Origin of the sequence: Mesorhizobium sp. LNHC252B00, from assembly GCF_000502955.1 — a bacterium.
In the GTDB taxonomy this organism is placed as follows: Bacteria; Pseudomonadota; Alphaproteobacteria; order Rhizobiales; family Rhizobiaceae; genus Mesorhizobium.
This window is the reverse complement of record NZ_AYWO01000010.1, coordinates 12,498-31,718: the sequence shown is the minus strand read 5'-3', so window position 1 is coordinate 31,718 and position 19,221 is coordinate 12,498. Positions and strand designations below refer to the sequence as shown.

The following is a 19,221-nucleotide window of genomic DNA, read 5'->3' as shown; positions in this document are numbered from 1 at the left end:
TTCCTTAAGCGAGGCCAAGCGCCGTGACGATCATGTCGATCGCCTTGATGCCGACGAAGGGGACGATGATGCCGCCGAGGCCGTAGACGAGCAGGTTCCGGCTGAGCAGCGCGCCGGCGCCGATGGCACGATATTTGACGCCTCTCAGCGACAGCGGAATCAGCGCGATGATGATCAGCGCGTTGAAGATGATGGCCGACAGGATGGCGCTTTGCGGCGTCGCCAGATGCATGATGTTGAGCGCCTGCAACGGGCCGGTGGTTTGCCCAGGCGCGATGTAGAAGGCAGCGAACATCGCCGGGATGATGGCGAAGTACTTGGCCACGTCGTTGGCGATGGAGAAGGTTGTCAGCGAGCCTCGCGTCATCAGCAGCGCCTTGCCGATCTCGACGATCTCGATGAGTTTGGTCGGATCGCTGTCGAGGTCGACCATGTTGCCGGCCTCGCGCGCGGCGACCGTGCCGGTGTTCATGGCGACGCCGACATCGGCCTGGGCAAGGGCCGGCGCATCGTTGGTGCCGTCGCCGCACATGGCGACCAGCTTGCCCTTGGCCTGCTCGTCGCGGATCAGCTTTAGCTTGTCCTCCGGCGTTGCTTGGGCGAGGAAGTCGTCGACGCCGGCTTCCGCGGCAATGGCTGCCGCCGTCATCGGATTGTCGCCGGTGATCATCACCGTGCGGATGCCCATCTTGCGTAATTCGGCGAAGCGCTCCCTGATGCCGCCCTTGACGATATCCTTGAGGTGGACGACGCCGAGCAGGCGCCCGTCGCGCTCGACAGCCAACGGCGTGCCGCCCGATTTGGCGATTTCGTCGGCGATCGCCTGCAGGTCGCGGACGGTATCGCTGCCGGGCCGCGTCGCGTGGGCGGCGACCGTCGACTGGCTGACATGGGCAAGCACGGAATCGACCGCGCCCTTGCGCACCGAGGAGCCATCGATGTCGACGCCGCTCATACGGGTCTGGGCGGTGAAAGGCACGAAGGTGGCGTGCAGCGTGGCCATGTCGCGGGCGCGGATGGCGTATTTCTCCTTGGCCAGCACGACGATCGAACGTCCTTCCGGCGTTTCATCGGCAAGCGAGGCGAGTTGTGCCGCGTCGGCCAGTTCCTGCTCGGTGACGCCCTTGACCGAGCGGAACTCGGTTGCCTGGCGGTTGCCGAGCGTGATCGTGCCGGTCTTGTCGAGCAGCAGCGTGTCGACGTCGCCGGCAGCCTCGACGGCGCGTCCCGACATGGCCAGCACATTGAAGCGCACCAGGCGGTCCAAGCCTGCGATACCGATGGCCGACAGCAGCGCGCCGATCGTGGTCGGAATCAGGGTGACGAACAGGGCGACGAGCACGGTGACCGAGATATAGCCGCCCGAATAAGTCGCAAAGCTCGGGATCGTTGCGGTGGCCAGCACGAAGATAAGTGTCATGCCGACGAGCAGGATGTTGAGCGCGATCTCGTTCGGCGTCTTTTGCCGCTCCGCGCCTTCGACCAGCGAAATCATCCGGTCGAGGAAGGTGTGGCCGGACGCCGCCGTGATGCGCACGCGGATCCAGTCGGACAAGACCTGCGTGCCGCCGGTGACCGCCGAGCGATCGCCGCCGGATTCGCGGATGACCGGCGCGGACTCGCCGGTGATCGCCGCTTCGTTGACCGAAGCGACGCCTTCGATCACCTCGCCGTCGGACGGGATGATGTCGCCGGCCTCGACCAGCACCGCATCGCCGACCTTGAGGCTGGTGCCGGGCACGAGTTTGTATTTCGTACGATCTTCGCCGGTCAAAAGCTTGGCCTGGGTCTCGGTGCGCGCCTTGCGCAGCGAATCNTCGCCATCGGACGGGATGATGTCGCCGGCCTCGACGAGAACGACATCGCCGACCTTCAGGCTGGTGCCGGGCACCAGCTTGAACCTGGTGCGGTCCTCGCCCGTCAAAAGCTTGGCCTGGGTTTCGGTGCGGGCCTTGCGCAGCGATTCCGCCTGCGCCTTGCCGCGCCCTTCGGCGACGGCTTCGGCGAAATTGGCGAACAGCACGGTGAACCATAGCCAGATGATGATCTGCAGCGTGAAGCCGAGATTGCCGCCGCCGGTGACTAGGTCCTTGACGAACAGCACCGTGGTGAGCACCGAGACGACGGCGACGACGAACATCACCGGGTTCCTGGCCAGCGTGCGCGGGTCAAGCTTGCGGAAAGCGTCGCCAATGGCGGGAAGCAGGATGCGGGCATCCATGATGCTTGCTGATTTCGAGCGGCTCATTTTGAAGCTCCGGCTTCGGTGTTGTTGGACGGCACTGGATGATCGGATGCCGAAAGGAAGTGCGGCGGCCCGTAGACCAGCAACCAGAGGACGAGCATGACTGCCGCGAGGCCGAGAAAGGTCGACAGGGTCGGGAAAGGAGGAGGTCTCTCCTCCTTTCCTTGATCGCCACTGTGGCTGATGTTGCGGCGCTTGGTGCTGAACCAGGGCATGACAGCCTCAGAAGGTCTGCCCGTGGATGCCAGCCAGATGCTCGATGATCGGTCCGACGGCGAGCGCCGGGAAGAAGGTCAGACCACCGACGATGAGGATGACGCCGACCAGCAGCCCAACGAACAGCGGGCCATCAGTCGGGAAGGTGCCGGCGGAAGCCGGAACCGTCTTCTTCGCCACCAGGGAGCCGGCGATGGCCAGCGCCGGGATGATGACCAGGAAGCGGCCCATCAACATTCCGATGCCGATGGTGATGTTGTACCAGGGCGTGTTGCCGCTGAGGCCGCCGAAGGCCGAGCCATTGTTCGCCGCAGCCGACGTATAGGCATAGAGAACCTCGGAGAAGCCGTGCGGGCCGGCATTCCCCATCGACGCCACACCGGTCGGCAGCACGACCGCGATGGCGGTGAAGATCAGCATCGCCAGCGGCAGGCACAGTATGGCCAGCATCGCCATCTTGACCTCCTTGGCCTCGACCTTCTTGCCGAGATATTCGGGCGTGCGGCCGACCATCAGGCCGGCGACGAAGACGGCGATGACGATGTACATCAGGATGCCGTAGAGACCGGCGCCGACACCGCCGACGATGACTTCGCCAAGCTGCATGTTGATGATCGGGATCATGCCGCCGAGCGCCGTGAAGGAGCCGTGCATGGCATTGACGGCGCCGCAGGAGGCGGCGGTGGTGATGACGGCAAACAGCGCCGACAAGGCGACGCCGAAGCGCGTCTCCTTGCCTTCCATGTTGCCGCCGTCGATGCCGAGCGCATGCACCAGCGGGTTGCCGGCGGCTTCCGCCCAGTAGCAGACGATGACGCCGGCGACGAACATGACGCCCATGGCCGACAGGATTGCCCAACCCTGGCGCTGGTTGCCGATCATGCGTCCGAAGACGTTGGTCAAGGCTGCGCCGATGGCGAAGATCGACACCATCTGGATCAGGTTGGAGATCGCGTCGGGATTCTCGAAGGGATGTGCGGCATTGGCGTTGAAGAAGCCGCCGCCATTGGTGCCGAGCATCTTGATGGCAACCTGCGAAGCGACCGGGCCGACGGCGATGGTCTGCTGTGCCCCTTCGAGCGTGGTGGCGTTGACGTAGGCGCCAAGCGTCTGCGGCATGCCGAGCCAGACATAGACCAGCGTCAGCACGATGCAGAACGGCAGCAGCACATAAAGCGTGGAACGGGTCATATCGACCCAGAAATTGCCGATCGACTTGCCGGAAGCGCGGGCAAAGCCGCGGATCAACGCAATGGCGATGGCAATGCCGGTGGCGGCCGAAACGAAATTCTGCACCGTCAGGCCAGCCATCTGCACGAGGTAGGACATCGTGCTCTCGCCGCCGTAGTTCTGCCAGTTGGTATTGGTCATGAAGCTGGCGGCGGTGTTGAAGGCCAGACCTGGTTCAACCGCGGTCATGCCGGCCGGATTGTAGGGCAGGCTTCCCTGTAGGCGCTGCAGGACATAGAGCACCAGGAAGCCGGCAAGGTTGAAGAGCAGCAAAGCCACCGCATAGGTGGTCCAGTGCTGTTCCTCGCGTTCGTTGGTTCCGCAAACGCGGTAGAGCCCGCGCTCGAGCGGGCCGAAGACTGGCGAGAGCAGCGTCCGGTCGCCGTTGAAGACGCGGTGCATGTAGCCGCCGAGCGGCTTCACCAGCAAAATGATGATCCCGCAAAAGACCAGGATCTGTATCCAACCGTTCAGGGTCATGGCTGTGCTTTCCGTGCCTTCAGAAGCGTTCTGGACGAACGAGCGCGTAGGTCAGATAGGCGAGCAGGAACAAGGTCACGCCACCACTGAGGATGTAGTCGAGAAGCATGGTCCTATCCTCAGCTCAAATTCGGTCGCATGCTTTGACGTAGGTGAAGAACAGGGCGAAAAACAAAACCCCGATCCCGAGAACAATGATGTCCATTGTGTTTGTTCCTTGCGCCTGTCTGTACTTTGCGCCCTTGACGAAAAGGTGCGCAAAATCGTGGCCCGCCGCACACTTTGCCGCCGACGAAACCAGTTGTGTTTTCTCAAGGGGAATATGGACCCGATCGCCATAAAGGTTCGAGACGGGACGGGGCGGAAAGAAATAGGAATTTCATAAAGGTTTTCGGTCCGGCGGCCGTCCGAGGCGTCGCGGTCGGTGCGTCGTGCACGCTCTACCGGCTGGCCGTCACACCGGCCATGCGGGGCATCATGGTACAGCCAGTCCGAAACGCCGAAAGGGGCCGGAGACGATGGGAGGCGCCGTCATTGCTGAACGGATTTGGCCGGCATTCCAATATCGTTCTGTATTCCTCTGGCATCCGAGGCCCATTCCCGCATTTCCGGGGAAGCATCGCTGGACTTGAGAATCGACACTGCCAGCGCTGCCATATCGGCCGGCGATTTTTGGTTGGCGGCCATGGCGGCCATATAGGCGAAATAGCCGACCGTGACGGCACACCCTATCGAACGATGTACTGCTCGCAGCCGGTGGGCTGGACGGAAGGCTGCAGACAGAGGCGATTAGCAACAATCACCCCGCCTTGTGCGCTGTTTGGCAGGGACGTGGCGGTTGCCGCCTTGAGGGTCACGCCTTCTTCACGAACTCGGTTTTGAGCACCAGGCCCTTCACTTGCTTGGTGTTGCATTCGATCTCGCCGGGATTGCCGTTGAGGCGAATGTTCTTCACCAATGTACCCCGCTTGATCGTCTCCGAAGTGCCTTTGACTTTGAGGTCCTTGATCAGCGTGACGGAATCGCCGTCATTCAATTGAGCGCCATTGCTGTCGCGCACGACTACATCGTTTGGCATGCCGTCTCCTGTGATTTGGATCACCACTACCAGATCGCGCAACAATTCCAAAACCGGCTTGTCGGCATTCACACATGCACCCTTGCTAGCCGACAAGATCACCGTGAATTTGGACACCAGAATAGGGCATTGATCCTTCTGGCGCCCCTTACGAAACGCAACGATATCAGACGATTCTACCATTTTTGTGGAATGGCGGAGAGAGCGGGATTCGAACCCGCGTTACGGTCTCCCGTAAACACACTTTCCAGGCGTGCGCCTTCAACCACTCGGCCACCTCTCCGTCCATGCATGTCACGCCGGCCGGTTTCGCCGCGCGGGTTGGGGAGATGCACCTCCCTTGGGGCGGAGGCGTGGAATTCCTCGCCGGCGTCGCCAACCAGCGAACGCCCTTCCCCTGCACCTGAGCCGTCGAAGCAACAGGCGCGGGGCTCATCTAGTCGATCCGGCGCCGAATGCCAAGCCATAACGGCAGTCTATTCGCTTTGCCGGCCACACAGCGTTTCGCGAAGCCGCCAGCGCGGCGCAAACGCAAGCCGGCGGTATAGCTACGACCGGACAAAGCGCCGGAATTCGCGTAGGACGATTGCGAAGTAGGCAGGCCCATTCTATCTCTCGTTCGAAACGTGCCGGAACGCCCTCGGGAGGAGCTTGAGGACTGGCCCGGGAGGAAGGTCGCTGATGTTTCGCTTCATCTTTCGTCTTGCCGCCATGGTCGCCCTGTCGATTTCCGTCATCATGGCGGTGCTTGACGCGACGCGTACCGTGGCGGCTTCGGCACTGGTTCTGACTCCGCTCAACACCAGTTGGCTGGCGGTCTCGCCGGACACTCGGGCCGAATTCGAGACCTTCGTGCGAACCAAGGCCAGCCCGCTGCTGTGGGACGGCGCCGTCGCCTGGGTGCTCAATCAGCCGGGCTTCGCCGTGTTCGCCGCGCTGGCCTTCCTGCTCTATGCGATCGGCTACAGGCGGCAACCGCGCGGACGGTTCGCCGCGAACTGATTCCCTTCCGCGTTTCACTCAGAGGAAAGCAGCGCATGTTCTTTCTCAGCGACATGCTGAACAAGAAGCTCAATCTGCCGAAGCCGTCGGAGGCGTTGCCGGGCCGTACCAGAGCGATCCCGACCGCACGACGGCACCAGGTCTCGAAACGACCGCTCAAGGGTCCTTATCCCGAGGGGCTGGAGACGGCGATGTTCGGGCTCGGCTGCTTCTGGGGGGCGGAGCGGCTGTTCTGGCCGATCGAAGGCGTCTGGGTTACGGCGGTCGGCTATGCCGGCGGCATCACGCCCAATCCGACCCACCAGGAAACCTGCACCGGCCTCACCGGCCATGCGGGAGTTGTGATGGTCGTCCATGATCCCAGGATCGTCTCCTATGCCGCGCTTCTGAAGCTGTTTTGGGAAAGCCATGACCCGACGCAAGGCATGCGCCAAGGCAATGATATCGGCACCACCTACCGCTCCGCGATCTACACGATCGGCGATGCGCAATTGCAGGCGGCGAGCGCCTCACGCGATGCCTATGAGGCTTCGCTGCGCGGCGCCGGCCACGGCGGAATCACCACCGAGATCGCGCCGGCGACCGAATTCTACTTCGCCGAAGCCGATCACCAGCAATATCTGGCGAAGAACCCTTACGGCACTTGCAACTTGAAAGGCACGGGCGTCGCTTACGGCATTCCGGCCGCCGCCTGAGGTCTTAGGCGCAAAGATCAAGCTGCTGCGGCTGGCCTTCGCCATGCTTTTCCAAAAGGTCAAAATTCCGCGTGAATTTTGTTTCGGGCCGTGCCAGATTGCCGCCGAGCGGGAGGGGAATACACTCCTGGCTGATGTCGCATGCCTGCCGGAGAACCGGGCCGGTATGCGGTGCATAACGGAAAAAATAACCGACAGGGTGTGGATCACATGAAACGTATCGTTCTCGGCCTCCTGGCCGCAACCGCAATGGTTCTTCCGGCTTTCGCCGCGGATGTCCAGCCGGCCATCCTCTATGATCTCGGCGGCAAATTCGACAAATCCTTCAACGAAGCTGCCTTCCACGGCGCCGAAAAGTTCAAGACCGAAACCGGCACGGCCTATGTCGAGTTCGAGGTTTCCAACGCCTCGCAGCGCGAGCAGGCGCTGCGCCGCTTCGCCGAGGACGGCCGCAACCCGATCGTCATGGCCGGCTTTGCCTGGGAGGACGCGCTGAAGAAGGTCGCGGCCGAATATCCTGACCTCAACTTCGCCATCATCGACGACGCCGTCGATCTCCCCAATGTCCGCTCGCTGGTATTCAAGGAGAATGAAGGCTCCTATCTGGTCGGCATCCTGGCGGGGATGGCTTCGAAGTCGAAGAAGGTCAGCTTCATCGGCGGCATGGACATCCCGCTGATCCGCAAGTTCGAATGCGGCTATGTCGGCGGCGCCAAGGCGGCCGGCGCGACGGACGTCATCCAGAACATGACCGGTGACACGCCGGCCGCCTGGAACGACCCGGCCAAGGGCGGCGAGATCGCCAAGACGCAGATCGACCAGGGCTCCGACGTGGTCTACGCCGCGGCCGGCGGCACCGGCGTCGGCGTGCTGCAGGCGGCGGCCGATGCCGGCAAGCTTGGCATCGGAGTCGATTCCAACCAGAACGGCCTGCAGCCCGGCAAAGTGCTGACCTCGATGATGAAGCGCGTCGACGTTGCCGTCTACAACGCCTTCATGGACGGCAAGAACGGCACTTTCAAGGGCGGCCTGCAAAATCTCGGCCTCAAGGAAGGCGGCGTCGACTACGCCATGGACGACAACAACAAGGCACTGGTGACCGACGAGATGAAGGCAGCCGTCGAAAAGGCCAAAGCCGACATCATCTCCGGCAAGATCCAGGTGCACGACTACACCGCCGACAACGCCTGCCCCTATTGAGCGGCATCCGGCCATGATCTGCAAACCGCCGGGCGCAAGCCTGGCGGTTTGTCTTTTACCGGATCGAGCGAAATAGTCACCGCTCCGCCACGGATGACATTTCGAGACAACGATGCAGCCGATAATCGAACCCATGGACGAGCGCGATGTCGAAACGATCGCGCGACTGCGCCTCGCCACCTTTTTCGAGGGGACCGCAAGGACTTTCGAAGAGGACGCGGCAGGCCTTCGCGAACTGCTCGCCGGTGACGGCTTCGAGGCGGCATTCGTGGCCCGGATCGGCGATGTAGCGGTTGGCTCGCGCCTGCTGGTCCGCCACGAACTGGAACCGGCGCATGATCTGACACCATGGCTGGCAGGATTGGCTGTCGATGGTGGTCACAGAAACAGGGGAATTGGCGGTGCGCTGGTCAGGGCGACTGAAGCCCATGCAGTTGGGCAGGGTGTCGAGACGCTCTATCTCTACACATGGGAAGCACGTGATTTCTACGCAGCCCTTGGCTGGAACATGATTGAGGTTTTTGGGCAGGACAACGAAACAATGGCTCTGATGTCGTGCCGGCCGCGAGCGTGATCCCGAAAATAAACCCCTAGAATTTGCCCGCCAGATACCCCAGCGTAAAAGCCACGATCAGGCCGACGGCCACGGCAAATCCGCGCCGGCCGCCAAGCGCGTGCAAGCCGATGCCGTGCGGCCGCTGCGACAGGCTTTGGATCACGGCTGGCGACGCGGCATCGATGAGCCCAGAGCTGCGCATCTGCGGCAGGTCGCCGATGCGCTGCGTGATCTGCTTCCAGCGCTCTTCCGGCTCGGCATGGTCGAAGACATGCATGCGTTCGGCAAGCTGCACGACCGCGTCGCGAAAGGCCGGGTCGATTTCCAGATCGCGCTCGGCTCGTTCGCGTTCCGTGTCGTTCATCAGGCCGAGCACATAGTCGCCGGCCCGCGCGATGCGATTGCTTTCACCGGCCACGGCGTGCACCCTCCCCTCTTTCCTCACCAGTGCGGCGGCTTGGTTACAGGCACTTCGTCTCCTGCCTGCTCCTCCAGCGCCAGGAACCGTTCGGCCAGCGCATCGAGCTTTCGCTGCATGCGCTCGATCACCTTCCACTGCTCGGCAATCTGACCGGACAGCTCCTCGATGGTCTTCTCCTGTTCGGTGGCGCGGATCTCCAGCGTCGTCAGCCGGTCGGAGGGCATGGTCATTCAAATCCTTGTCTTGCAGCGTAAAGCCTTTGCGCCGTGATGCGAATTTCGGCTTCGCCATATTAGCGAATATGAAGGCCCCGGACACGTTGGAAATTGACAAGCGCACCGGGATTTGTCGAGAGTGGCCCTGCTCCGGCCAATTGGCACGGGCGGAGCGTCATGCTAGGCGTTTTGACCAAGCGATAAAAAATAAGAGTGGGACAGGCTGCATGGCGCAAGCCGCAATCGAGTTGATCGGCATCAACAAGAGTTTTGGCGCCGTGCGCGCCAACCGCGACATCAATCTGGAGATCGCGCGCGGCACCATCCACGGCATTGTCGGCGAGAACGGCGCGGGCAAGTCGACGCTGATGTCGATCCTCTATGGCTTCTACCAGGCCGATAGCGGCGAGATCCGAGTCGGAGGTCAGCCGGCGGCGATCAAGACGCCCAATGACGCCATCGCGCTCGGCATCGGCATGGTGCATCAGCACTTCATGCTGGTCGACAACTTCTCGGTGCTGGAAAACGTCATCCTCGGCGCCGAGAGCGATGCCCTGCTGAAGAAGAGCATCGCCAAGGCGCGATCCGAACTGGAGCGGCTGGAGCGCGAATACGGACTGGAAGTCGATCCCGATGCGATTATCGAGGAACTGCCGGTCGGCCTGCAGCAGCGTGTCGAGATACTGAAGGCGCTTTATCGCGGCGCCGAGATCCTGATCCTCGACGAGCCCACGGGTGTGTTGACACCGGCAGAGGCCGACCATCTGTTCCGCATCCTCAAGCAGCTGAAGAACCAGGGCAAGACGGTGGTGCTGATCACTCACAAACTGCGCGAGATCATGGATATCACCGACACTGTGTCGGTCATGCGCCAGGGCACGATGGTAGCGACGCGCGAGACCGCCAAGACCACGGTCGAGGAACTGGCTGAGCTGATGGTCGGACGGCGCGTGCTCCTGAGGGTCGAAAAGGGCGAGGCGGAAGCCGGCGGCGTCAAGCTGGCGGTCAAGAACCTGACGGTGAAGGATACACGCGGCGTCACCATGGTCGACGACATCTCCTTCGATATCAGGGCCGGCGAGATTGTCGGTATCGCCGGTGTCGCCGGCAACGGACAATCCGAACTGCTCGAGGCGATTTCCGGCATCAGGCGGGCTGTCTCCGGCTCGGTCATGCTCGACGGCAAGCCGATCGACCTGACCGGCGCCGCCGATCCAGGCGAATTGCGTGACCGCGGGCTCGCGCACGTGCCGGAAGATCGCCATCACGTCGGGCTGGTGCTTGCCTTCGAGGAGAATGAGAATTCCATCCTCGGCTATCATGACGACCCGCGCTATCTGAAGGGCCCCTTCCTCAACATCGATGCCATCCGCAACGATGCCAAGGACAAGATCGCCAAATACGATATCCGCCCGACGGACTGCCGGCTCAAGACCGCCAATTTTTCCGGCGGCAACCAGCAGAAGATCGTGCTCGCGCGCGAAATGGAACAGGATCCCGGCGTGCTGATCGTCGGCCAGCCGACACGCGGCGTCGACGTCGGCGCCATCGAATTCATCCACAAGCGCCTGATCGCCATGCGCGACCAGGGCAAGGCAGTGCTGGTTGTGTCGGTCGAACTGGACGAGATCCGTTCACTCTCCGACCGCATCCTGGTGATGTTTGCCGGCCGCATCGTCGGCGAGCGCGGCCCGGAGGCGACCGAAGGCGAACTCGGCCTGCTGATGGCCGGCGTCGAACACCAGGAGGCCGCAGAGTGAGCACGCCTTACGCCAAGCTGCCGGCCTGGGCCGACTACGGCCTGATCCCGCTGATCAATCTGTTCGTTGCCTTCGTGGTCGCCGGCTTCGTCGTGCTTCTGGTCGGCGAAAACCCGCTGCGCGCCGCCGTCATCCTGGTCGAGGGTGCCTTCGGCAAGGGCACAGGCATTGCCTTCACCCTTTTCTATGCCACCACGTTCATCTTCACCGGGCTTTCGGTGGCCGTGGCGGCACATTGCGGCTTGTTCAACATCGGCACCGAAGGACAGGCCTACATAGCGGGCCTCGGCATAGCCGTCGTCTGCCTCAGCTTCGACACGACGCTGCCATGGTGGCTGACCTTTCCGCTGGCCATCGTCGCGGCAGCGGTCGTGGGCGCTTTGTGGGCATTGATACCCGCCTATCTGCAGGCCAAGCGCGGTTCACACATCGTTATCACCACCATCATGTTCAACTTCATCGCCGCCTCGATCATGGTTTACCTGCTGGTTGGCCCGTTGAAGCCGGCAGCCTCGCAAGCGCCGCAGACGCGCAACTTCTTCGCCGGTGCGGAATTGCCTAAGCTCAACTGGATCATCGAACTGTTCGGCGCCAAGATCCGTTCGGCGCCGCTCAACATTTCCTTCCTGCTGGCGCTGGCCATGGCCTTCCTGGTCTGGCTGCTGATCTGGCGCACCAAGCTCGGCTATGAGATGCGCACCTATGGCCACAGCCCCAAGGCGGCGCGCTATGCCGGCATTTCCGAAACCCGCATCATCATCACCGCCATGATGATCTCGGGCGCGCTGGCCGGCATGATGGCGCTCAATCCGGTGATGGGCGACCAGCACAATGTTGCGATCGACTTTGTTTCAGGCGCCGGTTTCGTCGGCATCGCGGTGGCGCTGATGGGCCGCCTGCACCCGGTCGGCATCGTGCTGGCGGCAATTCTGTTCGGCATGCTCTATCAGGGCGGCGCCGAACTCGCTTTCGAGATGCCGGCGATCAGCCGTGACATGATCGTCATCATCCAGGGGTTGGTGATCCTGTTTGCCGGCGCTCTCGAGCACATGTTCAGGCCCTACATCCAGGCGCTGTTCGCCTCGTTCAACCCGAGGTCGGTCGGCATGGAAGCGATAAAGGGGAAGGGTGCCTGAGATGGATGTGTTCAACGCAATCGTCCAGACACTGGACTCGACCATCCGGCTCTCGGTGCCGCTGCTGCTCGCTTGCCTAGCCGGCCTTTATTCGGAACGTGCCGGCATCTTCGATATCGGCCTCGAAGGCAAGATGCTGGTCGGCGCCTTCGCCGGCGCGGCGGCGGCTTCCGTGTTCCATTCGGCCTTTCTCGGCCTTGGCATGGCCATCCTGATCTCGGTCGCCTTTGCCATGATCCACGGCTTTGCCTCGATCACCCATCGCGGCAACCAGATCGTCTCCGGCGTGGCGATCAATTTCATCGCCGCCGGATCGACCATCATCCTCGGCCAAGCCTGGTTCCAGCAAGGCGGGCGCACGCCGGCGCTGCAACCGGGCGAGCGCTTCGAGGCCATCATCTGGCCCGGCGCCGATGCCATCCACGATGTGCCGATCATCGGACCGATCTATGCCGAGCTGCTGTCGGGCCACTCGATCCTGGTCTATCTCGCTTTCCTGATGGTGCCGTTTACCTGGTGGGTGCTGTTTCGCACCCGCTTCGGCCTGCGCCTGCGCGCCGTCGGCGAGAACCCGGCCGCCGTCGACACCGCCGGAATCTCGGTCGCCTGGCTGCGCTACCGGGCGCTGATCTGTACCGGCATCCTCACGGGCATTGCCGGCGCCTATCTGTCGATGGTGCAAAATGGCGGCTTCGTGAAGGATATGACCGCCGGCAAGGGCTATATCGCGCTGGCAGCCCTGATCTTCGCCAAGTGGAAGCCGGTCAACGCCATGTTCGCTTGCTTGCTGTTCGGCTTCCTCGACGCGCTGTCGATCCGCCTGCAAGGCTCGCCGCTGCCCATCATCGGCAAGGTGCCGGTGCAGTTCATGCAGGCGCTGCCCTACATCCTCACCGTCATCCTGCTCGCCGGCTTCATCGGCAAGGCGATCCCGCCCCGCGCCGGCGGCGTCCCCTACGTCAAGGAACGCTAAGGTCGAAATGCTGCTCGGCGCAAGCGCCGGGTTTTGGACATGATCCTCGGAGAGAACACCTGAATGTCGCATGATCTGTTCGAGGCCGCCAAGACCGCCATGGCCAAGGCCTACGCGCCCTATTCGAAGTTTCCCGTGGGCGCTGCCTTGCGCACCGAGGACGGTCGCGTCTTTGCCGGTGCCAATATCGAGGTCGCCTCCTATCCGGAAGGCTGGTGCGCGGAGACCACCGCGCTCGGCCATTACATCATGGGCGGCGGTGGCAAGATCGTGGAAATCGCCGTTGTCGCCGAACGCATGGTCAAATGCTCGCCCTGCGGCGGCTGCCGGCAGCGGCTGGCCGAATTCTGCCAGCCCGAAACCAAGCTCTATCTCTGCGACGATGCCGGCGTGGCCGAGACCGTGACCATGGGCGACATGCTGCCTTACGGCTTCCGGGGCGACATTTTGAAATGAAGAGGCGGCTGTGATGACGGAAAAGGCGCTGGATCATCTCATCGAAAGACTGGACGGCCTGGCGCCGTTGACGGCGCTTGTGCTGGGTTCGGGCCTGGGCGGGCTGGTCGATCAGATCGAGGATCCGATCCGCATCTCCTATGGCAAGCTGCCGGGTTTTCCCCGAAGCGGCGTCACCGGCCATAGATCGGAAGAGCACACGTCTNGCTGGAAGTGCTTGCCGGCATCGGCATCACGAAGCTGATCCTCACCAATGCCGCCGGCTCGGTCGATCCGGAAATGCCGCCGGGATCGGTGATGCTGATATCGGACCACATCAATTTCTCGGGCAGCAATCCGCTGATCGGCGAACCCAGCGACCGCCGCTTCGTTGGTCTTACCGAAGCTTATGATGCCGGCATCCGCAGGGCGCTCGAACACGCGGCGAAGGCGACCGGCACCGCATTGCACACGGGCGTCTACATGTGGTTCTCCGGCCCGTGCTTCGAAACACCGGCCGAGATCCGGATGGCGCGCATCATGGGCGCCAACGCGGTCGGCATGTCGACCGTACCGGAGGTCATTCTCGCCCGCTTCCTCGGGCTGCGCGTCGCCGCCTGCTCGGTCATCACCAATTTGGCTGCCGGCATGACCGGGGCCGAGCTCTCGCACCAGGAGACCAAGGACATGGCACCGGTTGGAGGCGCGCGGCTGGCAACGATCCTGCAGCGCGTGTTCCGCGACGGCCTGCTGGAGAGCTGATGCTTCCGCAGGAAATCATCCGCCGCAAGCGCGATGGCCTGAGGCTGTCGGAGCAGGAGATCGCCGCCTTCGTCGAAGGGGTGACATCAGGCGCCGTTTCGGACGGCCAGGTCGGCGCCTTCGCCATGGCGGTGTTCTTCAACGGCATGAACCGCGACGAAGCGGTGGCTCTGACGCTCGCCATGCGCGATTCCGGCGATGTGCTCGACTGGTCGGACCTGCCCGGCCCGGTTACCGACAAGCATTCGACAGGCGGCGTTGGTGACAACGTCTCGCTGATGCTGGCGCCGATCGTCGCCGCCTGCGGCGCTTATGTGCCGATGATATCGGGCCGTGGCCTTGGCCACACCGGCGGCACGCTGGACAAGATGGACGCGATCCCAGGCTATGTCAGCCAGCCTGACATCGCCCTGTTTCGCAAGGCGGTGCTTGAAACCGGCTGCGCCATTATCGGCCAGACCGCCGACCTCGCACCCGCCGACCGCCGGCTCTATGCGATCCGCGATGTCACCGGCACGGTCGAATCAGTGCCCTTGATCACCGCTTCGATCCTGTCGAAGAAGCTGGCGGCCGGGCTGCAGTCGCTGGTGCTCGATGTCAAGGTCGGCAACGGCGCTTTCATGGAGAAGTCGCGCGACGCGACGGCTCTGGCCAACAGTCTGGTCGAGATCGCCAATGGTGCAGGGCTGAAGGCCTCGGCATTGATCACCGGCATGAACGAGCCGCTGGCCTCGGCCGCCGGCAACGCCGTCGAGGTGCGCAATGCCGTCGATTTCCTCACCGGCCGGTTTCGTGACCATCGGCTGGAGGACGTGACGCTGGCGCTGGCCGCCGAAATGCTGCAGTCGGCGGGACTGGTGTCGTCCAATCAGGATGGCATGCGGCGCGCCACCGAGACGCTCGCCAGCGGCCGTGCCGCCGCCACGTTCGCGCGCATGGTGGCCGCGCTCGGCGGCCCCGCAGATTTCATCGAGAAGCCGGAAAAATACCTCGCTCCGGCTGCGACCGAATTTGCCGTCAAGGCGACCGCGAACGGCTTCGTCAGCGGCATTGCCACTCGCGACATCGGGCTCGCCGTGGTTGCCCTGGGCGGTGGACGCACGCGGCCGGACGACAAGGTCGACCCTGCGGTCGGCATCACCAGGCTGTTGCCAGTCGGAGCGGAGGTCAGGGTCGGCGAGCCCTTGGCTCTGATCCATGCCCGCACGATGTCGGATGCCGAGACTGCGGCGGCAGCCGTGCTTTCGGCCTACGCGATCGGGGCCTCGAAGCCAGCGGCCGACAAGTCGGTCATCCGTCGGATTCTGCCGCGCGGCTAATTACTGAACAAGCAGCAGCGTGCCGTTCTCGACTTGATATTTGTCGAGCCGGTTGAGGAAGCTCATTCCGATCAGGTTGGTGCGCAGCGCCTTGTCGTCGAGCACGATGGTCTGGACCTCGTTGACGGTGATGCTGCCGATCTGCAGGCGGTCGATCACTGCCACGGCGGCCTTGATGGTGCCGTTGGCGGTGCTGACCTCGTGAGTGAACTCGGAAGGGTTCAGCGACAGGCCGATCCTGCGCGCCGTCGAAATGTTGATGGCGACCAGCGTGGCGCCGGTGTCGATCATGCCGTCGATCTGACGTCCGTTGAGCTTGAAGGCCGACGAGAAGTGTCCGCGATCGTCTGCCGCGACGACCACCCTGCGGCCCATCGGCAGCGGCGCCGCCGGCTTGTCGGGCACCGAAGCCAAATTGACGCCAGGCTGCGTTTCGACCGTTTGTTTGCCCGGTGCCGCCGATCTCAGCAGGCTTTCAACGAGTTGCGGATTCGACTGATACACGATCGGTATCGATGCCGACGTGCCGGCGAAAACGCCAAGGATGAGAAGTTTGCGCAGCATGGATCGGCCTCGCCGCATGACCCCGAAAATCGGGATCGATTTTCGGAAAGGATCATGCGCAAAATCAAAGTGCTACAGCGTTATTTGCGCGTCCGAATGGTCGCGCGGCGCTGTAGTGAGCCGATCCTTAAGCCCGGATGGTGTTTGCCGCTTTAACACGCGCCAAAACCCCGCCTTTGCGTAAATATCTGGTAAATCGTACCAGGCAACTTTGGCTGGTACTATTTGGTCCCGTACATGCGATCACCGGCATCGCCGAGGCCGGGCATGATGTAGCCCTTCTCGTTGAGCTGGCGGTCGATGGAAGCCGTGAATACGGGAACGTCCGGATGCGCCTTGGTGAAGCGCTCGATGCCTTCGGGCGCCGCCAGTAGGCAAAGGAAGCGGATATTGGTGGCGCCGCGCTCCTTCAGCTTGTCGATCGCCGCGATCGCCGAATTGGCGGTTGCCAGCATCGGATCGACGACGATCACCAAACGGTCGGCGAGGTCGCTCGGCGCCTTGAAGAAATATTCCACCGCTTCCAGCGTTTCGTGATCGCGATAGAGACCGACATGGGCGACGCGGGCCGCCGGCACCAGGTCGAGCAGGCCTTCCAGCAAGCCGTTGCCGGCGCGCAGCACCGAGGCGAAGACCAGCTTCTTGCCCTCCAGCGTCGGCGCCTCCATCGTTTCCATCGGCGTTTCGATCGTCGTCGTCGTCAGTTCGAGGTTGCGGGTGACCTCGTAGCCAAGCAGCAGCGAGATTTCGCGCAGCAGCCGGCGGAAGCCGGCCGTCGAGGTCTCCTTCTTGCGCATGATTGTCAGCTTGTGCTGGACAAGCGGATGATCGATGACGGTGACGCCCTGCATGGTGTTCTCCTGATGCTGCGCCCGAAAGTGCGCGCATGGTCCTTATGAGACGCGCCGCGCTTCAAGCTGCTTGAGCGAACCCTAGCGACAATGCGGCGGCCAAGGAACCGCCTGGCCCAACCCGACCACAGTTTTGTCGGCAGAAATCAGCGTGCCGCGCTGTTTAACCGGGCAAGAAGTGCTGACTTGGTTTTTTTGTCGACGAAAGCAGCTTCGATGGCGGTCCGGGTAACGGCGACCAGCGCCTTTTCGTTCATCGCGAAATGCTCGGCCGCGATGTCGTATTCGCGCTTCAGCGAGGTCCAGAAATAGGGCGGATCGTCGGAATTGAGTGTCACCTTGCAGCCGGCCGCCTGCAGCGCCGGAAACGGATGGTCGGCAAAACTGTCGAACACCTTGAGCGCGACGTTGGAGCCGGGGCAGCATTCGAGCACGACGCCCTCGTCGGCAATGCGCCGGACAAGATCCGGATTCTCGATGGCACGCACGCCATGGCCGATGCGAGAGGGACGGATGTGATCGAGCGCCGCCTGGACGGTCTCCCAGCCCGTCAGTTCGCCGGCATGGATAGTGATGCCGAGCCCAGCCTCGCGCGCGATCTCGAAAGCCCTGACATAGTCATCCATCTCGCCGATGCGCTCATCTCCGGCAACGCCGAAACCGGTGACCAGCGGGTGCTCGCAGCGCGCCGCGAAACGCGCCGCCTGCTCGATCGACTCGACGCCGACATGGCGCACGCCGGTGACGATCATGCGGCCCTCGATGCCGGTCTTTGCCTTGGCACGCGCCATGCCTTCGCCAAGCGCGTCGGTATAGGCCTTGGGCGAAAGCCCGGCCTTCCTTGCATGGTCCGGCGAGGTGAATATCTCGGAATAGATAGCCCCGTCGCGGGCAAGGCTGGTCAGATAATGATCGGCCAGCCGCGCATAGTCCTCCTCGGTCCGGAACAGATCGGACGAAAAGTCGTAAGCGGCGAGGAAGGACGTGAAATCGTGCCAGACGAACGAACCGTTCTGGATATAGGGCGAGGTGTCCTTGCCGTATTTCTGCGCCTGGCGGATGACGAGCTCTGGCGACGCTGCCCCTTCGATGTGGCAGTGCAGTTCCGCTTTCAAAGGCATTCAATCATCCCGTCGGTCAGTCCAGGTCTCGAAAACCGCCACCTGGAAGCGCGGCTGAACACCGCGCCTTAAACAATAGCGCCCACACTATCGATCGGCTATGGTCCCGCCGGTTTTATGACGGATCAAAAAAATGTCAGTTGAGAGAACCACGGCCGCGGGCGGCATGGAAACCTCCTATGGTTTCAAGCGTGTAGGGGCTGGCGACAAGCAGTCTCTGGTCAACGATGTTTTCCACAAGGTCGCCAACCGCTACGACCTGATGAACGATCTGATGTCGGCCGGCCTGCACCGGCTGTGGAAGGATGCCATGGTGACATGGCTCAATCCTCCAAAAAGGATCGGCTGGCGCGTGCTCGACGTTGCCGGCGGCACCGGCGACATCGCCTTTCGCATCGTCGATGCCAGCCACGGCACTGCCCATGCCACGGTGCTCGACATCAATGGCTCGATGCTGGCCGTCGGCCGCGATCGCGCCGAAAAGAAAGGCCTGTCCGGCAACACCGATTTCGTCGAGGCCAATGCCGAGGAACTGCCCTTCGCTGACGCCTCATTCGATGCTTACACCATCGCTTTCGGCATTCGCAACGTGCCGCGCATCGATGTCGCGCTCAGCGAAGCGTTTCGCGTGTTGAAGCCGGGCGGGCGATTCCTGTGCCTTGAATTTTCCGAAGTCGAGATGCCGCTGCTCGACAAGGTCTACGAAGCTTGGTCATTCAACGCCATTCCGAAGATCGGCAGGATGGTGACCGGCGACGGCGAGCCCTATTCCTATCTGGTCGAATCGATCGCCAGATTTCCCAACCAGCAGAATTTCGCGACGATGATTTCCCGCGCCGGCTTCGATCGCGTTTCCTTCCGCAACTATTCCGGCGGTATTGCCGCGCTTCATTCGGGCTGGAAGCTTTGAGGCCGGGGCGCATTTTTCACATTCGACATGCGCTATGCCGGTTCGAAGAGCC

General features: G+C 62.6%; 20 protein-coding genes, 1 tRNA gene and 3 pseudogenes. 11 read left to right on the top strand and 13 right to left on the bottom strand.

Annotated elements, in window-relative coordinates; genetic code table 11:
• Window positions 1–4: 4 nt before the first annotated feature.
• From kdpB to X744_RS155105, 8 genes and pseudogenes are all read right to left on the bottom strand, one after another.
• Window positions 5–1,816, bottom strand: a pseudogene (gene kdpB, locus X744_RS155085) (potassium-transporting ATPase subunit KdpB); the annotation flags it as partial.
• Window positions 1,817–1,819: 3 nt separating this feature from the next.
• Window positions 1,820–2,248: pseudogene (locus tag X744_RS1000000176245) on the bottom strand (potassium-transporting ATPase subunit B); the annotation flags it as partial.
• Window positions 2,245–2,460 (bottom strand): hypothetical protein, encoded by a 216-nt coding sequence (locus X744_RS155090; protein ID WP_023759667.1) that lies wholly within the window; start codon window positions 2,458–2,460, stop codon window positions 2,245–2,247. The pseudogene X744_RS1000000176245 and the gene X744_RS155090, both read right to left, overlap by 4 nt.
• Before the next feature lie 7 nt (window positions 2,461–2,467).
• Window positions 2,468–4,171, bottom strand: a complete 1,704-nt coding sequence (gene kdpA, locus X744_RS155095) for a potassium-transporting ATPase subunit KdpA (RefSeq protein WP_023759666.1) — start codon at window positions 4,169–4,171, stop codon at window positions 2,468–2,470.
• A 19-nt stretch (window positions 4,172–4,190) separates the two neighbouring features.
• Window positions 4,191–4,280: a K(+)-transporting ATPase subunit F gene (gene kdpF, locus X744_RS15815; RefSeq protein ID WP_023759665.1), complete on the bottom strand. Its 90-nt coding sequence runs from the start codon at window positions 4,278–4,280 to the stop codon at window positions 4,191–4,193.
• Between the two features lie 422 nt (window positions 4,281–4,702).
• The gene (locus X744_RS1000000173750) at window positions 4,703–4,867 is read right to left on the bottom strand and encodes a hypothetical protein (RefSeq protein ID WP_023759664.1); all 165 of its coding nucleotides are present in this window, start codon (window positions 4,865–4,867) and stop codon (window positions 4,703–4,705) included.
• A gap of 157 nt (window positions 4,868–5,024) precedes the next feature.
• Window positions 5,025–5,249 carry an alkylphosphonate utilization protein gene (locus tag X744_RS155100; protein ID WP_023759663.1) on the bottom strand — a complete coding sequence of 75 codons (225 nt, stop codon included), beginning with the start codon at window positions 5,247–5,249 and terminating at the stop codon, window positions 5,025–5,027.
• A 193-nt stretch (window positions 5,250–5,442) separates the two neighbouring features.
• Window positions 5,443–5,532: transfer RNA gene (locus X744_RS155105), tRNA-Ser, on the bottom strand.
• Window positions 5,533–5,930: 398 nt separating this feature from the next.
• On the opposite strand from X744_RS155105, the gene X744_RS155110 reads away from it, so the two are divergent.
• The 4 genes from X744_RS155110 to X744_RS155125 all read left to right on the top strand — a co-directional run bounded on the left by X744_RS155110 (window position 5,931) and on the right by X744_RS155125 (window position 8,720).
• Window positions 5,931–6,251: a hypothetical protein gene (locus X744_RS155110; protein WP_023759662.1), complete on the top strand. Its 321-nt coding sequence runs from the start codon at window positions 5,931–5,933 to the stop codon at window positions 6,249–6,251.
• Between the two features lie 35 nt (window positions 6,252–6,286).
• Window positions 6,287–6,946 carry a peptide-methionine (S)-S-oxide reductase MsrA gene (gene msrA / locus X744_RS155115; RefSeq protein WP_023759661.1) on the top strand — a complete coding sequence of 220 codons (660 nt, stop codon included), beginning with the start codon at window positions 6,287–6,289 and terminating at the stop codon, window positions 6,944–6,946.
• 210 nt (window positions 6,947–7,156) lie between these two features.
• Entirely contained in the window at window positions 7,157–8,146 is a 990-nt protein-coding gene (locus tag X744_RS155120; protein ID WP_023759659.1) for a BMP family ABC transporter substrate-binding protein, read from the top strand.
• 112 nt (window positions 8,147–8,258) lie between these two features.
• A complete protein-coding gene (locus tag X744_RS155125; RefSeq protein WP_023759658.1) occupies window positions 8,259–8,720 on the top strand; it encodes a GNAT family N-acetyltransferase in 462 nt (153 codons plus the stop codon).
• A gap of 16 nt (window positions 8,721–8,736) precedes the next feature.
• Here X744_RS155125 and X744_RS155130 read toward each other — a convergent pair whose 3' ends face one another.
• Entirely contained in the window at window positions 8,737–9,120 is a 384-nt protein-coding gene (locus X744_RS155130) for a hypothetical protein (RefSeq protein ID WP_023759657.1), read from the bottom strand.
• Between the two features lie 23 nt (window positions 9,121–9,143).
• The gene (locus X744_RS155135) at window positions 9,144–9,353 is read right to left on the bottom strand and encodes a SlyX family protein (RefSeq protein WP_031260294.1); all 210 of its coding nucleotides are present in this window, start codon (window positions 9,351–9,353) and stop codon (window positions 9,144–9,146) included.
• 212 nt (window positions 9,354–9,565) lie between these two features.
• Between X744_RS155135 and X744_RS155140 the strand changes: the two genes are divergently transcribed.
• From X744_RS155140 to deoA, 6 genes and pseudogenes are all read left to right on the top strand, one after another.
• Window positions 9,566–11,098, top strand: coding sequence for an ABC transporter ATP-binding protein (locus X744_RS155140; protein ID WP_023759655.1), 1,533 nt, complete (start codon window positions 9,566–9,568; stop codon window positions 11,096–11,098).
• Window positions 11,095–12,234 (top strand): ABC transporter permease, encoded by a 1,140-nt coding sequence (locus tag X744_RS155145; protein ID WP_023759654.1) that lies wholly within the window; start codon window positions 11,095–11,097, stop codon window positions 12,232–12,234. Before X744_RS155140 ends, X744_RS155145 begins: the two co-directional genes overlap by 4 nt.
• A 1-nt stretch (window position 12,235) precedes the next feature.
• The gene (locus X744_RS155150) at window positions 12,236–13,207 is read left to right on the top strand and encodes an ABC transporter permease (protein ID WP_023759653.1); all 972 of its coding nucleotides are present in this window, start codon (window positions 12,236–12,238) and stop codon (window positions 13,205–13,207) included.
• A 63-nt stretch (window positions 13,208–13,270) separates the two neighbouring features.
• On the top strand, window positions 13,271–13,663 hold the full coding sequence (gene cdd, locus X744_RS155155) for a cytidine deaminase (RefSeq protein ID WP_023759652.1): 393 nt from the start codon (window positions 13,271–13,273) through the stop codon (window positions 13,661–13,663).
• Window positions 13,664–13,676: 13 nt separating this feature from the next.
• Window positions 13,677–14,404 (top strand): annotated as a pseudogene (locus tag X744_RS01000000169715) (purine-nucleoside phosphorylase).
• The gene (gene deoA, locus X744_RS155160) at window positions 14,404–15,723 is read left to right on the top strand and encodes a thymidine phosphorylase (RefSeq protein WP_023759651.1); all 1,320 of its coding nucleotides are present in this window, start codon (window positions 14,404–14,406) and stop codon (window positions 15,721–15,723) included. The pseudogene X744_RS01000000169715 and the gene deoA overlap by 1 nt, the downstream one beginning before the upstream one ends.
• On the opposite strand, the gene X744_RS155165 is transcribed toward deoA, so the two are convergent.
• From X744_RS155165 to X744_RS155175, 3 genes are all read right to left on the bottom strand, one after another.
• Window positions 15,724–16,287 carry a TIGR02281 family clan AA aspartic protease gene (locus tag X744_RS155165; RefSeq protein ID WP_023759650.1) on the bottom strand — a complete coding sequence of 188 codons (564 nt, stop codon included), beginning with the start codon at window positions 16,285–16,287 and terminating at the stop codon, window positions 15,724–15,726.
• 221 nt (window positions 16,288–16,508) lie between these two features.
• Window positions 16,509–17,138, bottom strand: a complete 630-nt coding sequence (gene upp / locus X744_RS155170; RefSeq protein WP_023759649.1) for a uracil phosphoribosyltransferase — start codon at window positions 17,136–17,138, stop codon at window positions 16,509–16,511.
• A 146-nt stretch (window positions 17,139–17,284) separates the two neighbouring features.
• On the bottom strand, window positions 17,285–18,259 hold the full coding sequence (locus X744_RS155175; protein WP_023759648.1) for an adenosine deaminase: 975 nt from the start codon (window positions 18,257–18,259) through the stop codon (window positions 17,285–17,287).
• A 133-nt stretch (window positions 18,260–18,392) separates the two neighbouring features.
• Here X744_RS155175 and ubiE point away from each other — a divergent pair, with 133 nt between their 5' ends.
• Window positions 18,393–19,169 (top strand): bifunctional demethylmenaquinone methyltransferase/2-methoxy-6-polyprenyl-1,4-benzoquinol methylase UbiE, encoded by a 777-nt coding sequence (gene ubiE / locus X744_RS155180; protein WP_023759647.1) that lies wholly within the window; start codon window positions 18,393–18,395, stop codon window positions 19,167–19,169.
• The last annotated feature ends 52 nt before the right edge of the window (window positions 19,170–19,221 follow it).

Coding starts and splice junctions, on each gene's coding strand:
- X744_RS155090 (WP_023759667.1), bottom strand. CDS start 2,460: ATGCCCTGGTTCAGCACCAAGCGCCGCAACATCAGCCACAGTGGCGAT.
- kdpA (WP_023759666.1), bottom strand. CDS start 4,171: ATGACCCTGAACGGTTGGATACAGATCCTGGTCTTTTGCGGGATCATC.
- kdpF (WP_023759665.1), bottom strand. CDS start 4,280: ATGCTTCTCGACTACATCCTCAGTGGTGGCGTGACCTTGTTCCTGCTC.
- X744_RS1000000173750 (WP_023759664.1), bottom strand. CDS start 4,867: ATGGCCGCCATGGCCGCCAACCAAAAATCGCCGGCCGATATGGCAGCG.
- X744_RS155100 (WP_023759663.1), bottom strand. CDS start 5,249: ATGCCAAACGATGTAGTCGTGCGCGACAGCAATGGCGCTCAATTGAAT.
- X744_RS155110 (WP_023759662.1), top strand. CDS start 5,931: ATGTTTCGCTTCATCTTTCGTCTTGCCGCCATGGTCGCCCTGTCGATT.
- msrA (WP_023759661.1), top strand. CDS start 6,287: ATGTTCTTTCTCAGCGACATGCTGAACAAGAAGCTCAATCTGCCGAAG.
- X744_RS155120 (WP_023759659.1), top strand. CDS start 7,157: ATGAAACGTATCGTTCTCGGCCTCCTGGCCGCAACCGCAATGGTTCTT.
- X744_RS155125 (WP_023759658.1), top strand. CDS start 8,259: ATGCAGCCGATAATCGAACCCATGGACGAGCGCGATGTCGAAACGATC.
- X744_RS155135 (WP_031260294.1), bottom strand. CDS start 9,353: ATGACCATGCCCTCCGACCGGCTGACGACGCTGGAGATCCGCGCCACC.
- X744_RS155140 (WP_023759655.1), top strand. CDS start 9,566: ATGGCGCAAGCCGCAATCGAGTTGATCGGCATCAACAAGAGTTTTGGC.
- X744_RS155150 (WP_023759653.1), top strand. CDS start 12,236: ATGGATGTGTTCAACGCAATCGTCCAGACACTGGACTCGACCATCCGG.
- cdd (WP_023759652.1), top strand. CDS start 13,271: ATGTCGCATGATCTGTTCGAGGCCGCCAAGACCGCCATGGCCAAGGCC.
- deoA (WP_023759651.1), top strand. CDS start 14,404: ATGCTTCCGCAGGAAATCATCCGCCGCAAGCGCGATGGCCTGAGGCTG.
- X744_RS155165 (WP_023759650.1), bottom strand. CDS start 16,287: ATGCTGCGCAAACTTCTCATCCTTGGCGTTTTCGCCGGCACGTCGGCA.
- upp (WP_023759649.1), bottom strand. CDS start 17,138: ATGCAGGGCGTCACCGTCATCGATCATCCGCTTGTCCAGCACAAGCTG.
- X744_RS155175 (WP_023759648.1), bottom strand. CDS start 18,259: ATGCCTTTGAAAGCGGAACTGCACTGCCACATCGAAGGGGCAGCGTCG.
- ubiE (WP_023759647.1), top strand. CDS start 18,393: ATGTCAGTTGAGAGAACCACGGCCGCGGGCGGCATGGAAACCTCCTAT.